This window comes from Variovorax sp. GW822-FHT04E09 (genome assembly GCF_058800845.1).
Genome location: NZ_JBXAMR010000006.1, coordinates 197,365 through 211,028 on the forward strand (window position 1 = coordinate 197,365; position 13,664 = coordinate 211,028).

Consider the following 13,664-nt stretch of genomic DNA (forward strand, 5'->3'; position numbering starts at 1 on the left):
GGCCGGGCGTCGCTCAGCGGCGGGGCGTGTTGTTGCCCGAGTTGGTCGGCGGGGGGCCGCGGCGTTCCAGGTGACGGAACGTGATGCGGCCCTTGGTCAGGTCGTAGGGCGAGAGCTCGAGCGAGACCTTGTCGCCGGCCAGGATGCGGATGTGGTGCTTGCGCATCTTGCCGCCGCTGTAGGCGATCAGCTGGTGGCCGTTGTCGAGCGTGACGCGGTAGCGCGAGTCGGGCAGGACTTCGGTCACTGCGCCGTTCATTTCGATCAGTTCTTCCTTGGGCATGTGTGATTACCTCTGAATCGTTCGATGTGTGTTGGAGATGAAGATGGGCGTGTTGGTTTCAGTCGGCCGGCGGGTCAGCCGGCGTCCAGGAATCTGTCGTTGCGGTGCGGGAAGCAGAAACCTGCCCACCGCGATGCTGTTGCGAAAGTGTCCATGAAGCCTGGGGCGCTGCGTGCCGGTGCGGGGCGCGCAATGCCGAAAAATTAGTGAGAACGGACGCGCCGCACGCGCGATTCGCTTCAACAGGAACGAAGGCAGTGGTGGCATTCATGGGCGCCCGGTCTGGCGCTCCAACACACTGTGAAAGCCGGCGTGGCCCGAGGGCTGGAAACGAGAAGCCTGATGAATCCTGGATCCCGGATTCAGATGGCAACGCAGATCGGCCGGCGGGGGTGACGAAATTCTTCGTCGTGGTATCGAAACGAACCCGACATTATAGCTTGCAGGGCATGACAGTTGCTTGTCTTAAAAACAACGCCCGCATGAAAAAGGCCCCGAAGGGCCATCCGTCCTGCGAAGGTAGCTATTGAAAATATAGCAACTCGCCGCTGGATCAGGCGCAGGCCGGCGCCGTCGGTGCCGCAGGCGCCGCGGACCGGGCCCACCGCGCCGCGCGCCACAGCAGCACCAGCCCCGCCAGCTGGGCGGCGGCGCCCACCCAGCCCACCGCGCTCACGCCGAACCACGCGATCGTCACGCCGCCCAGCCCCGAGCCCGCCGCGATGCCCAGGTAGACCGCCGAGGCGTTGAGCGACAGCGTCATCGGTGCGCGATCGGGCGCCAGCCGGATCAGCCGCACCGCCTGCGCCGGGCCGAAGCCCCAGCCGGCGAAGCCCCACAGCGCCGACAGGCCCACGATCAGCGGCAGCGCCAGCCCGCGCGGCAGCATCTGCGCGGCGAACGAGAGCCCGCCCATGATCACCACCAGCGCGAGCGCGAAGCCCCGCGCCATGCGGTCGGCGCCGAAACGGTCGGTGGCCCAGCCGCCGGTCGCGGTGCCCAGCGCCGCGGCCACGCCGATCGCGAAGAACACCGCGCCCACGCCCTCGGCCCCGAAGCCCAGCGTGTGGCCGAGGAACAGCGCGATGTAGGTGTAGAAGCTGAAGCCGCCCGTGGCCCACAGCACGGTGGCCAGCAGCGCCGGCGCCACGCTGGGCTCGCGCGCCACGGCGAAGGCCGAGGTGCGCGGGGCCGCGTCAGTGGGGGCCTGCGCCAGCGTGCGCGGCAGCCCCACGAACAGGCCCCAGGTGGCCAGCGCCGCCACCGCGGCGATCAGCAGGTAGGCCGTGCGCCAGCCGCCCCAGCCCGCGATCCAGGCGCCCAGCGGCACGCCGAGCGCCACCGCCACGGTGCCGCCGCCGGTCACGATGGCCAGCGCCCGGCCGCGCAGCGCGGGCGAGACCATCGCCGCCGCCACCGCGCTGGCCGTCGGCAGGAACACGCCCGCCACCAGCCCGAGCGCGACGCGCGCCAGGGCCAGCTGCGCGATGCCGTGCGCCATCGAGGCCGCCGCCGTGAGGCCCGCGAAGGTCGCCAGGCTGGCGATGAGCAGCGGGCGGCGCCCGAAGCGCGCGAGCAGCGCGGCCATCAGCGGCGAGCCGATCGCATAGCTCAGCGCGAACAGCAGCACCAGCTGGCCGGCCTGCGCGGCGCTGACCTGCAGGTCGGCCGCCAGCATCGGCAGCAGGCCGGCGACCATGAAGCTTTCGGTGCCGATGGCGAAGGCGCCCAGCGCGAGCCAGGCCAGGCCCAGGGGCAGGCGTTCGGCCGGCGGTTGCTGCGGGGTTTCAGGAGCGGTGTGCATGGTGAAGGACTCCATGGGTGGGTGTTCCAAGGCCTTCAGAATAGGATTGCAGGCGGCTCTTCAAAAGAACCACAATCGGCAAAGATCATGGAGCCACTTTTCGAGCTTGCCCTGCGCCTGCCGGCCGCCGGTTCGCGCGACCTGCTGCGCGCGCTGCACCGCCAGCTGCGCGACGCCATCCTCGACGGCCGGCTGCAGCCCGGCGCGCGCCTGCCCGCCACGCGCGCGCTGGCGCAGCGGCTGGGCGTGTCGCGCAACACCATGCTGGCGGCCTACGACCTGCTGCTGAGCGAGGGCTACCTGCTGGCGCGCCCGGGGTCCGGCACCTACGTGGCCGACATGCTGCCCGCATTGCGGCGCGGCCGGGCCGCGCCGAAAGAGGCGGGCGCAGCGCCCCGGCGCGATCCGCGGCTGGTGCCGCTCAACGTGCCCGGCGCCGACCTCGCCCCCACGCTGCAGCCGCGGGCCGCGCGCGACGACTTCCGCGTCGGCCTGCCCGACGTCGGCGCCTTTCCGTTCGACATCTGGCGCCGCCTGTCCGACCGCGCGCTGCGCCGCGTGGCGCGCCAGACCGCCGACTACGCCGACCCCCAGGGCCAGGGCGCCCTGCGCGAGGCGATTGCGGCGCACGTGTCGTTCACGCGCGCGGTCGGCTGCACGGCCGACGACATCGTGGTCACCGCCGGCGCGCAGCAGGCCTTCGGGCTGCTGGCGCGCATCCTGGTGGTGCCGGGGCGCACGGTGGTGGCGGTCGAGCAGCTGTTCTATCCCTCGCTGCGCGAGGCCATGCTGGCGGCCGGCGCGAAGGTGGTCACGGTGCCGACCGACGACGAAGGCCTGTGCGTGGACCGCATCCCGCCCGAGGCGCGCGTGGTCTGCGTGACGCCCTCGCACCAGTTCCCCACCGGCGTGGCGATGTCGCCGCCGCGCCGGGCCGCCCTGCTGGCCTTTGCGCGCGCGCGCAACGCCGTGCTCATCGAGGACGACTACGACAGCGAGTTCCGCTTTGCCGGCCGCCCGCTCGACGCGCTGCAGACGCTCGACCGCGCCGGCTCGGTGTTCTACGTCGGCACCTTCTCGAAGAGCCTGTTCCCCGCGCTGCGCTTGGGCTTCGTGGTGGCGCCGCCCTGGGCCCGCGCGGCACTGGTGCGGGCGCGCGAGCTGGCCGACTGGCACGGCCCGGTGCTCGGGCAGGAGGCGCTCGCGGCCTTCATTGCCGAAGGGCACCTGGCGCGTCACATCCGCCGCATGCGCAAGCTCTACGGTGCGCGGCGCAGCGCCCTGCTCGACGCGCTGGCGCGCCACGGCGCGGGCCGGCTCGAGGCGATCCCGTCCGATGCCGGCCTGCACCTCTCGGCCTGGCTGCACGGCGGCGCGCGCGACCATGTGGTGGTCGAGCGCGCCGCGGCGGCCGGCATCACCTTGCCGCCGCTGTCGCGCTTCGCGCTCGATCCGCAGGCGCCCGATGCGCCCAACGGGCTGGCCTTCGGCTTTGGCCTGATCGCCGAGCCGCAGATCGACGGCGCCATCCGGCGGCTGGTGCGCCTGCTGTAGGGCGTTGGCTCAGGCGCTGTCCAGCGGCAGCCGCGTCGTGAACTTGGTGGTCGACAGCACGATGTCGCTCGAGTAGTTCTCCAGCTCCAGCGCGTCGCCCAGCTGCTCCTGCGCGAAGGCCTGGTAGTCGGGCAGCGAGCGCGCGCAGATCACGAGCACGAAGTCGGTCTCGCCGGCCACGCAGTGGCATTGCAGCACCTGCGGCAGCGCATGCACCTTGCGCTCGAAGGCCCCGATCGCCTCGCGCGTGGTGCTGCGCAGCGACACGCGCGAGATCACCAGCACCGGAAAGCCCACGCGCGCCGCATCGAGGATGGCCACCTCTTCGCGGATCACGCCCGCGCGCCGCAGCCGCTGCACGCGCTTGAGGCAGGCCGAGGGCGAGAGGTTCACGCGCTCGGCCAGCGTCTGGTTCTGCAGGCCCGCGTCGGCCTGCAGTTCGGCCAGGATGCACTGGTCGATGCGATCGAGGGTGCCGGTTTTCATGGTGCCGCCAGTGTGGCGCAAGGTGCGCGCAATCGGCTTCGTTTTCGGGCCCGCACAACGACACCGGATTTCGCGGCCGATGGCTACGCTGGGGCTCCCCCGACGAACAAGGAGCATCCGATGGCCGAAGGCGCAACCTACGACCCCGTGGTCAGCAAGCACCTCGTGCGCTACGGCATGGGGCTGAGCCCGCATGTCATCGTCAAGGCGCGCGGCGCCACGCTGTGGGACGCGAACGGGCGCGAGATCCTCGACTTCACCTCGGGCCAGATGTGCGCCACCATCGGCCACAACCACCCGCGCATCGTCGCGGCCATCGAGAAGGCCTGCGAAGGCGCGCTGCACCTGTACAGCGGCTTCGTCGGGCCGGCCGTGCCGGCGCTGGCCGGGCGGCTGGCGGCGATGCTGCCGCCGTCGCTGTCGAAATCGCTGTTCCTGTCCACCGGCGGCGAGGCCAACGAGGCCGCCGCGCGCATGGCCCGCGTGACCACCGGCCGCTACGAGATCGTGGGCCTGAACGGCGGCTGGCACGGCGTGAACGGCGGCATGGCCGCACTCACCTTCGCGGGCCGGCACCACGTCGACTACGGGCCGCGCAAGCCCGGCACCATGTCGATCCCCGCGCCGAACTGCTACCGCTGCCCCATCCGCCATTGCCGCGACGCCTGCGACACCACCTGCCTCGACGTCGGCTTCGACATGGTCGATGCGCAGTCCAGCGGCTCGCTCGCGGCCTTCATCGCCGAGCCGATGCTGAGCTCGGGCGGCGTGATCGTGCCGCCCGTCGGCTACTTCCCGAAGCTGCAGACCAAGTGCCGCGAGCGCGGCATGCTGCTGATCCTGGACGAAGCGCAGACCGCCTTCGGCCGCCTGGGCAGCAACTTCGCGTTCGAGCAAATGGGCGTGGTGCCCGACTTCCTCACCGTCTCGAAGACGCTGGGCGGCGGCCTGGCGATCGGCGCCACGGTCACCAGCGAGGCGATCGAGCAGGACTGCCACGAGAAGGGCTTTGTGCACGTCACCTCGCACGTGTCCGACCCGCTGCCGGCCGAGGTCGGGCTGGCGGTGCTCGACGTGCTCGAGGAAGAAGGGCTCAACCAGCGCGCCGCCGCCATGGGCGAGCGGCTGAGCCGGGGCCTGGCCACGCTGAAGGCGCGGCACGAGGTGATCGGCGACGTGCGCGGCCACGGCCTGCTGCAGGGCGTGGAGCTGGTGAAAGACCGCGAGACCCGCGAACCCGACGCCGAGCGCGGCCGCGCCATCACCGACGCCTGCATGGCGCGCGGCCTGAGCATGAACATCGTGGCCGTCGGCGGCATGGCGGCCGTGTGGCGCATCGCGCCGCCGCTGAACGTGAAGCCGGAGGAAATCGACCGCGGCCTGGAAATACTCGACGACGCGATCCGTTCGACGAGCTAGCCGATCCCGAGCATCCGCCGGTTCGCCGCCACGTCGGCCCCACCCGCCGCGAAGTCGTCGAAGGCGCGGTCCGCCACGCGGATGATGTGGTCGCGGATGAAGGTGGCGCCTTCGCGCGCGCCGTCTTCCGGGTGCTTGATGCAGCACTCCCATTCGAGCACCGCCCAGCCCGGGAAGTCGTACTGCGCCATCTTCGAGAAGATGGCCTTGAAGTCGACCTGCCCGTCGCCCAGCGAGCGGAAGCGGCCCGCCCGGTTGATCCAGCTCTGGAAGCCGCCGTACACGCCCTGCTTGCCGGTCGGGTTGAACTCGGCGTCCTTCACATGGAAGAGCTTGATGCGCTCGTGGTAATGGTCGATGTAGGCCAGGTAATCGAGCTGCTGCAGCACGAAGTGGCTCGGGTCGTACAACAGGCAGGCGCGCGGGTGGTTGCCCACGCGCTCCAGGAACATCTCGTAGCTCACGCCGTCGTGCAGGTCTTCGCCGGGATGGATCTCGTAGCCCACGTCGACGCCCACGGCGTCGAAGGCATCGAGGATCGGGCGCCAGCGGCGCGCCAGTTCGTCGAAGGCCTCCTCGATGAGGCCGGCCGGGCGCGGCGGCCACGAATACAGGTACGGCCAGGCCAGTGCGCCCGAGAAGGTCGCGTGCGCCGTGAGCCCGAGGTTCGCCGAGGCCTTGGCCGCGTGGTGCAGCTGCTGCACCGCCCACTGCTGGCGCGCCACGGGGTTGCCGCGCACCTCGGGCGCCGCAAAGCCGTCGAAGCCCGCGTCGTAGGCCGGGTGCACCGCGACCAGCTGGCCCTGCAGGTGGGTCGAGAGCTCGGTGATCTCCAGGCCGTGGCCGGCCAACGTGCCCTTGATCTCGTCGCAGTAGGTCTTGCTCTCGGCGGCGCGCTTCAGGTCGATGAGGCGCGTGTCCCAGCTGGGGATCTGCACACCCTGGTAGCCGAGGCCCGCGGCCCATCCGGCGATGGCGTCGAGCGAGTGGAACGGGGCCGTGTCGCCCGCGAACTGGGCCAGGAAAATGCCCGGCCCCTTGATCGTCTTCATGCGTGTCTCCTGATGCGCCGCACAGCATACTTCGGGGGTTCGGCTGACACACGACCGAAGTTCGATGGGCGCACAATGAACTTTGTCCACAGGGAACCCATCGACATGTCTCAGCCTGTCGCCGCCCGGCTCAAGATCGGCTTGTCCGCCTGCTTCTCGCACGCCGACCCGGCCCGCTCGCTTTTCACGAACAAGACGCTGCAGTACGTCGAACAATCGATCGCCCACTGGCTCATGTCGGCCGGCGCGATGGTGGTGATGGTGCCCTGCCCCACGGGCGAGACGGCGCGCGGCGACACCAAGCTGTCGCACTACGCCGAGTGGCTCGACGGCGTGGTGATGCACGGCGGCGCCGACGTGTGGCCCGGCAGCTACGGCGAGGAGCCGCTGAAAGACGCCTGGATCGGCGACCAGATCCGCGACCTGTACGACCTGGCGCTGGTCGAGGCCTTCGAGCAGGCCGGCAAGCCGATCTTCGGCGTGTGCCGGGGCCTGCAGCTGATCAACGTGGCCTTCGGCGGCACGCTCTACCAGGACATCGAGGAGCAGCACGGCCACCCCGAGACGCTGCGCCACCGCGACCCGGTGACCTACGACCAGAACTTCCATCAGATCGAGATCGTCGAAGGCACGCGCCTGGCGAAGCTGTACCCCGAGGTGCGCACGGCGCGCGTCAACAGCATCCACCACCAGGGCATCAAGGGGCTCGCGCCCGGCTTCGAGATCGAGGCCTGGAGTCTGCCCGACCGCGTGCCCGAGGCGATTCGCCGCCGGCCCGAGAAGGGGCGCGGCTACATCGCGGCGACCCAGTGGCACCCCGAGTTCCACAAGTACGGCAGCACCGAGACCGTGGACGACACACCGATCCTGCACGACTTCCTGTGGGCCTGCGCCACCGCCCGCGTGGCACCGCGCACCAGCATGCGCGAGATGCAGGGGCGCATTCGCAACCGGGCGGCGCGGTTGCTGCGGCAGGCGTTGTTGCGGCGCTGACGGCTGTTGTTCGGGGCGCGTGCACAGGCCACCGGGTACTTCCCTCCGCGAATGTCCCCCGGCCTGCGGCCTCCTCCTTGATTTCGCTGCGGGAAGCACCCGGTGTCCTGCGCACGGGACGCAGCGCTGGTGTGCGGCCGATCAACGACCGTACTGTCCAACGCTCAGCCCGCGTCGCGCAGCAGGTGCTTGAGCAGCTTGCCCGTCGCCGTGCGCGGCAGGCTCTCGCGCACTTCGAAGATGCGCGGGATCTTGTAGCGTGCCAGCCGGTCTTCGAGAAAACGCACCAGCTCGCGCGCCTCGAGTGCGCGCCCGCCACGCGCCACCAGCACCGCCGTCACGGTCTCGCCCCACTCGGGGTGCGGGCGACCGATGACGGCCACGTCCTGCACGTCGGGGTGGGCGCCCAGCGCGTCTTCCACTTCCTTCGAATAGACGTTCTCGCCGCCCGTGATGATCATGTCGCGCAGCCGGTCGACGATGAACAGGAAGCCGTCTTCGTCCACCCGCGCCAGGTCGCCCGTGCGGTACCAGCCTTGCGCGTCGAAGGCCTCGGCGCTCGCCTGCGGGTTGTCGAGGTAGCCCTGCATCACGGCCGGCGAACGCAGGTGGATCTCGCCGACCTCGCCCGCGCCGCAGCGCCGGCCGTCGGGGTGGCGCACCTCGATGGCCACGCCGGGCACGCCCGCACGGCCGATCGAGCCGGCCTTGGCGATCGCGTCTTCCGGGTAGAGCACCGTGCCCAGCGGGCCCGATTCGGTCATGCCGTAGACCTGCACGAAGCGGTCGCTGCGGTAGCTGTCGGCCAGCTTGCGCGCCATGTCGGCGCCGAGCGGGCCGCCACCGTAGGCCCACAGGCGCATCGCGCTGAAGTCGTAGCGTTGCACGTCGGGCACCACCGACAGCGGCGCCAAAAAGGCGATGGGCGCGCCGAAGGTGAAGGTGATGCGTTCTTCGGCCAGCGTGTCGAGAAAGGCCTTGGGTGCGTACTCGCGCAGCAGCACCACGGTGCCGCCCATGAGCAGCGTGCCCAGCAGCCAGTTGTTGAGCGGCGACGAATGCCACACGGGCATCGCGACCAGCGTGCGCTCGTTGCGCGACAGCGACATGCCCGCCGCCGTGCACACCGCCGCCATGAAAACGTTGCGGTGGCTGTGCAGGCAGCCCTTGGGCTTGCCGGTGGTGCCCGAGGTGTAGAGCACCTGGGCCAGCGTGTCGGTGCCGGGCGCCGGAGCCTCATCGCCGAGTGGCGCGGCCTGCGCCGTCAGGTCGTCGAACATCGGCAGGCCGTTGGCGGCGCTGTCGGTCGCGAGCCAGTCGCAGCGGTGCGCGATGCGCGCGGCGACCTGCGTGGCGAGCGTGCCGTCGGCCACGCACAGGCGCACGCCGGCGTGCGCCAGCACGTAGTCGATCTCCGGCGCCTGCAGCTTGTGGTTGACCGGCACCACGGCCGCGCCGAGGCGCCAGGCGCCGAACATCGCGGCGACGAAGCCGACCGTGTTGAAGCACAGCAGCGCGACCTTGTCGCCAGGGCCCACGCCCTGGTCGCGCAGCACGGTGGCGGCGCGGCGCGAGAGCTCGGCGAACTCGGCGTAGGTCCAGGCGCGGCCTGCTGCGCGCAGGCATTCGTGCGTGGGCTGGGTGCGGGCGTGCTGGTCGAGCAGGGAAACGAAATCCATCGGTGTCGTCTCAATGCCAGGCGGCGCGCACCAGCGCGGCGGGGTCGCTCGTGCCGGCGCTGATGCCGGTCACGGGGCCCCAGTCGGGATCGAAGCGGCTCGACACGAACGCGGCCGCCGCGAGCGGGCTCGCGTGCTGCAGCATCAGGCCGGCCTGCGCCGCGCGCACCAGCCGCTGCGTGAAGCGGCGCGCCTGGCGTTCCAGGTCTTGCGGCGCCAGCTGCACCATCTGGCGCAGGGCCTGCACTTCGGTCTGCAGGCGCGCTTCGCCGGCGGTCACTTCCTGCAGGTGGTCGAGCACGAGGTGCGCGTCGTCGGGGTTGCGCGACACGGCGCGCAGCACATCAAGGCACATGACGTTGCCCGAGCCTTCCCAGATCGAGTTGACGGGCGCCTCGCGGAACAGGCGGCCCATCGGGCCGTCTTCCACATAGCCGTTGCCGCCGAACACCTCCATCGCCTCGCCGGTGAGCGCCACCGCGCGCTTGCAGTTCCAGAACTTGGCGGCGGGCGTGAGCAGGCGGCGCCAGGCGGTGTCCAGCGGCGCGGGCGAGCCAAAGCGCGAGGCCAGTTCCATCGCCAGCAGCGTGGCGCTTTCGGTTTCCAGCGCCATGTCGGCCAGCAGCTCGGTCATCACCGGCTGGTCGACCAGCGCCTTGCCGAAGGCAAAACGGTTGCGCGTGTAGTGCAGCGCCTGCGCGAAGCCCTGGCGCATGAAGCCGGCGCTGGCGAGCGCGCAGTCCAGCCGCGTCACGGTGGCCATCTCGATGATGGTCGGGATGCCGCGGCCCTCGTCGCCCACGAGCACACCCCAGGCCTCCTTGAACTCGACCTCGCTGCTGGAGTTGGAGCGGTTGCCGACCTTGTCCTTCAGGCGCTGGATGTGGATCGCGTTCTTGCTGCCGTCGGGCCGCCAGCGCGGCACGAAGAAGCACGACGAGCCGTGCTCGTCGGTCTTGGCCAGCACCAGGTGGCCGTCGCACATCGGCGCCGAGAAGAACCACTTGTGGCCGGTGATGAGGAACTCGCTGCCCCATGGACCGCTGCCCGCCGGCACCGCGCGCGTGGTGTTGGTGCGCACGTCACTGCCGCCCTGCTTCTCGGTCATGCCCATGCCGACGGTCATCGAGGTCTTGCCCTCGAGCGGGATGTCGCGTGGGTCGTGCACGTGGGCGGCGAGCTTGTCGCGCAGGTCGGCGTACAGCGCGGCGTTGCGGCGCATCACGGGGATGCAGGCCTTGGTCATGGTGGTCGGGCAGGTGGAGCCCGACTCGATCTGGCTGTGCATGTACAGCGAGGCGCCGTAGCCCACCCAGGCCGAGGGCCGCTCGTCGAAGAACGGCAGGTTGGCGATGCCGTTGCGCCGCGCGATCGACATCATGGTGTGCCACGCGGGATGGAACTGCACGCTGTCGATGCGCGTGCCGGTGCGCGAGTGGGTGTGCAGCTCGGGCTCGTGGCGGTTGGCGTCCTCGGCGGCGCGCAGCGTGGCCTCGGCGCCGTACTCGGCGCCCTGGCGCACCAGCTCGTCGTCGCGCCAGGCGGCGCCGCCGCGCCCCACCGCGCCGCGCAGGGCGGGGTCGCTGGTGTAGACGTTGTAGTCCTTGAGCTCGGGGACCTGGTTGTCGGGGTGGATGCCGGTGGTGGTCATGGCGTTGTCTCCGTGAAGCGGTGAAAGAGGGGCGTGTTCAGGTGGCGGCGGCGCGTTCGCGCACCACCAGCGTCTGGGTCGCAAGGCCGATGAGGCCGCGCGTGTCGTACAGGTGGGACACGGTGAGGCCCGCGCCGCCGGCGTGCATCTCGGTGCTGGCGCGCAGGCCGATCCACTCGCCTTCGGGCACGCGAAACAGGTTCAGGCTGAGGTCGGCGTTCGAGAACAGGAAGTCGGCGGGCGACAACACCCAGCTCAGGCCGTTGCCGAAGTCGGCCGCCGCCGCCGCGCGCATCGCGGGTGAGGTGGCCACGCCGCGCACCAGCGGCACCGCGAGCCGGAACCACGCGGCGCCCGCGCCGGGCTGCGCGATGTCGCCTTGGGCCAGGCGCGACTCGACGGCGGTCTGGTGGAACGAGAGGCCGTCGGGCAGGCCGGGAATGCGCAGGCGCTCGGTGCAGTCTTCGGGCAGCGGGCGCAGTTCGCGCGGCGCATCGCCCGCGGGCAGGTTCGCCGGCAGCGTCAGCGGCGAGGTCTTCAGCAGCAGCGCATGCGCGCGGGCCACCACCGTGTCGCCCGCGAGCAGGTCGATGCCCACGCGCACCGTGGCGCGCGAGGCCTGCGACTGCGTGCGCGTGACCAGCGGCGCCACCGGCACCGGCTTCACCAGCTCCAGCGTGAGCCGCGCCAGCTGCCAGCCCGGGCCGGGCGCCGCGCGTTCGGCGATGTGGGCGAGCAAGGCGGCAGGCGCACCGCCGTGCTGCGCGCGCGGGTCCCAGGGGCCGCGCGAGAGCGCGTCGGGCTGCCACGTGTCGCCCTCGCCGGTGTAGACGGCGGGGGGCGTTGTCTCGGGGGCACGGTCGTGCGAGGTCATTGCAGAATGCCTTTCGATGGGATCAAAAATTCTAGGAACAACCCGCCCGCGAGGTGTTCGGGTTCGGCGGCCATGACCGGCGCCCGTGCACCCGCCGCCGCCCCGAGGAGGAAGCCGCGCCAGTCCCGCGCGCGCCACACCTCGCAGGCGCTGCAGGAAGCCTTTGTTCGGCTTTTGGTCGAGAAGGGCTACGCCGCCATCACGATCCGCGAGATCGTGGCCGTGGCGGGCACGGGCCTGGGCAGCTTCTACGAATACTTCGAGAACAAGGAAGACCTGGCGCGCGTGTGCCTGCACCTGCGCTCCAAGGCGCTGCTGCTGGACATGCGTGCGGTCGTGGCCGCGAACGAAGGCCGGCCGTGGCGCGAGATCGTCGATGAGGTGATCGATGCGCAGCTCGACGCGCACCGCGCGCAGCCCGTGGCCTGGGGCGCGCACTACCTGCTGGAGCGCCACCTCTCCAGCCCCGAGGCCTACCGCAAGATGTACGACCGCTTCGTGGCCGAATGGGTGGGCGTGCTCGACGCGGCGGGCGACGTGGGGGCCGACGGCCCGCAGAAGAAGGAAGCGGCGCGCGTGTGCCAGACCATCATCTACGGCCTGGTCGCGCACACCCACATCGGCACGGGCGGGCGGCCCGACCTGCAGACGCTGTCACGCCAGTTGCGCGATGCGCTGCGGGGCTACCTGGCGACAGTCGCCTGAGGCTCTGGCTCAGCGCGACGACTTGTTCGTCGTGCCGCTGACGCCGGCGTCGATGGTGCCGAACACCGTCACGCCGCTGCCCGATGAAGACGTGGAGGAAGAAGACGGCGACGGCGCGGTGCCGGCGCAGCCCGAGACCAGCAGACCGGTCGCAAGGACGGCGAGGGCGGCAAGGATCGACTTCACGGCAGGACTCCAGAAAACTAAGGACGTCCCACTATAGGCCGGGGGCTCCGGCCGCCCTGTAACAAAGACACCAGCCGCCGCAGGGGCGGCGGTGTTCAGCCCGCAACGCGCGGGTCGGTCGCCAGCAGCATTTCGACCATCGACCGCAGGTCGGCCTGCAGCCGCGCGGCGCCGGCCTCGTCGAGCGCCAGCGTGGCCTCGTCCATGTAGAGCTTGCGGTTGATCTCGACCTGGATGCTGTGCCGGTTCGCCGCCGGGTCGCCGTGGCGGCGCACCAGCTCCACGCCCTTGTACGGGTGGTTGTAGTCCACGCTGTAGCCGCATGCGCGCAGGTGCGCGCACAACTTGTGCGACAGCGCCGGGTCGGCCGTGCTGCCGTCGCGGTCGCCGATCACGAAGTCGGCGTGCGCCAGCCCCGGGAAGTCGGTGGCGTGGCTGCCCGCGATGGCGGGCATCGAGTGGCAGTTGATGTGGATGCTGTAGCCGTGCCGCGCATGCGCTTCGTCGATGGCCTGCGCCACCGCCGCGTGGTACGGGCGCCAGCACTGGTCGATGCGCTGGCGCACCTCGGCCACGGTAAGCGGCCGGTCGTAGATCGGCAGGCCCTCGTCGGTGAGCTTCCAGATCAGGCCCTTGCCCAGGCGCACTTTCGACAGCACGCGCGGGTCGGTCGACACCGGGTCGGTCCACGGACCGTCGAGCATGGTGGTGTCGACCTCGGTCATGTCGCGGTTGGCGTCGAGGTAGCTGCGCGGAAAGTGCGCCTCGATCCAGGCGGCGCCCATGTCGCTCGCGAAAGCGTAGAGCTTCTCGACGTGGGTGTCCTCGGCCCGGCGCAGCGTGGCGAGCTCGCACACGGGCCGGAAGTCCTCGGGGTAGACGGTGCCGCTGTGCGGAGAGTCCAGCACCAGCGGAGTGTGCCCGGCGACGCTCGTCACCTGGGCGCGGGTTTGAATCAGTTTCAGGACTGGATGCATA

General features: G+C 71.0%; 13 protein-coding genes. 4 read left to right on the plus strand and 9 right to left on the minus strand.

The features are described from left to right. Positions 1 to 13: 13 nt before the first annotated feature. Both infA and AC1RL8_RS23675 read right to left on the minus strand, forming a co-directional pair. Positions 14 to 283, minus strand: a complete 270-nt coding sequence (gene infA / locus AC1RL8_RS23670; protein WP_062482563.1) for a translation initiation factor IF-1 — start codon at positions 281 to 283, stop codon at positions 14 to 16. A gap of 553 nt (positions 284 to 836) precedes the next feature. Further along, positions 837 to 2,087, minus strand: coding sequence for an MFS transporter (locus AC1RL8_RS23675; protein ID WP_492687085.1), 1,251 nt, complete (start codon positions 2,085 to 2,087; stop codon positions 837 to 839). Positions 2,088 to 2,174: 87 nt separating this feature from the next. On the opposite strand from AC1RL8_RS23675, the gene pdxR reads away from it, so the two are divergent. Continuing rightward, positions 2,175 to 3,641, plus strand: coding sequence for a MocR-like pyridoxine biosynthesis transcription factor PdxR (pdxR, locus tag AC1RL8_RS23680; protein WP_492687084.1), 1,467 nt, complete (start codon positions 2,175 to 2,177; stop codon positions 3,639 to 3,641). A 9-nt stretch (positions 3,642 to 3,650) separates the two neighbouring features. Here pdxR and AC1RL8_RS23685 read toward each other — a convergent pair whose 3' ends face one another. Further along, the gene (locus AC1RL8_RS23685) at positions 3,651 to 4,127 is read right to left on the minus strand and encodes an Lrp/AsnC family transcriptional regulator (protein WP_159274176.1); all 477 of its coding nucleotides are present in this window, start codon (positions 4,125 to 4,127) and stop codon (positions 3,651 to 3,653) included. A 120-nt stretch (positions 4,128 to 4,247) separates the two neighbouring features. Here AC1RL8_RS23685 and AC1RL8_RS23690 point away from each other — a divergent pair, with 120 nt between their 5' ends. Beyond that, positions 4,248 to 5,546 (plus strand): aspartate aminotransferase family protein, encoded by a 1,299-nt coding sequence (locus AC1RL8_RS23690; protein WP_492687083.1) that lies wholly within the window; start codon positions 4,248 to 4,250, stop codon positions 5,544 to 5,546. Here AC1RL8_RS23690 and AC1RL8_RS23695 read toward each other — a convergent pair. Further along, a complete protein-coding gene (locus AC1RL8_RS23695) occupies positions 5,543 to 6,598 on the minus strand; it encodes a sugar phosphate isomerase/epimerase family protein (RefSeq protein ID WP_492687082.1) in 1,056 nt (351 codons plus the stop codon). The genes AC1RL8_RS23690 and AC1RL8_RS23695 overlap by 4 nt on opposite strands. A gap of 105 nt (positions 6,599 to 6,703) precedes the next feature. On the opposite strand from AC1RL8_RS23695, the gene AC1RL8_RS23700 reads away from it, so the two are divergent. Then, positions 6,704 to 7,591, plus strand: a complete 888-nt coding sequence (locus AC1RL8_RS23700; RefSeq protein WP_095948354.1) for a gamma-glutamyl-gamma-aminobutyrate hydrolase family protein — start codon at positions 6,704 to 6,706, stop codon at positions 7,589 to 7,591. Between the two features lie 164 nt (positions 7,592 to 7,755). Here AC1RL8_RS23700 and AC1RL8_RS23705 read toward each other — a convergent pair whose 3' ends face one another. The 3 genes from AC1RL8_RS23705 to AC1RL8_RS23715 are packed head-to-tail and all read right to left on the minus strand — an operon-like array spanning position 7,756 to position 11,795. Then, positions 7,756 to 9,270 (minus strand): class I adenylate-forming enzyme family protein, encoded by a 1,515-nt coding sequence (locus AC1RL8_RS23705; protein WP_492687081.1) that lies wholly within the window; start codon positions 9,268 to 9,270, stop codon positions 7,756 to 7,758. A 10-nt stretch (positions 9,271 to 9,280) separates the two neighbouring features. After that, on the minus strand, positions 9,281 to 10,921 hold the full coding sequence (locus tag AC1RL8_RS23710) for an acyl-CoA dehydrogenase family protein (RefSeq protein ID WP_492687080.1): 1,641 nt from the start codon (positions 10,919 to 10,921) through the stop codon (positions 9,281 to 9,283). Positions 10,922 to 10,958: 37 nt separating this feature from the next. After that, entirely contained in the window at positions 10,959 to 11,795 is an 837-nt protein-coding gene (locus AC1RL8_RS23715; protein ID WP_492687079.1) for a thioesterase family protein, read from the minus strand. Between the two features lie 72 nt (positions 11,796 to 11,867). Here AC1RL8_RS23715 and AC1RL8_RS23720 point away from each other — a divergent pair, with 72 nt between their 5' ends. Then, positions 11,868 to 12,500, plus strand: a complete 633-nt coding sequence (locus AC1RL8_RS23720) for a TetR/AcrR family transcriptional regulator (RefSeq protein WP_492687078.1) — start codon at positions 11,868 to 11,870, stop codon at positions 12,498 to 12,500. Between the two features lie 9 nt (positions 12,501 to 12,509). On the opposite strand, the gene AC1RL8_RS23725 is transcribed toward AC1RL8_RS23720, so the two are convergent. Both AC1RL8_RS23725 and AC1RL8_RS23730 read right to left on the minus strand, forming a co-directional pair. Next, positions 12,510 to 12,686, minus strand: coding sequence for a hypothetical protein (locus tag AC1RL8_RS23725; protein ID WP_167481182.1), 177 nt, complete (start codon positions 12,684 to 12,686; stop codon positions 12,510 to 12,512). A 95-nt stretch (positions 12,687 to 12,781) separates the two neighbouring features. After that, entirely contained in the window at positions 12,782 to 13,663 is an 882-nt protein-coding gene (locus AC1RL8_RS23730; protein ID WP_492687077.1) for an N-formylglutamate amidohydrolase, read from the minus strand. Position 13,664: the final 1 nt, after the last annotated feature.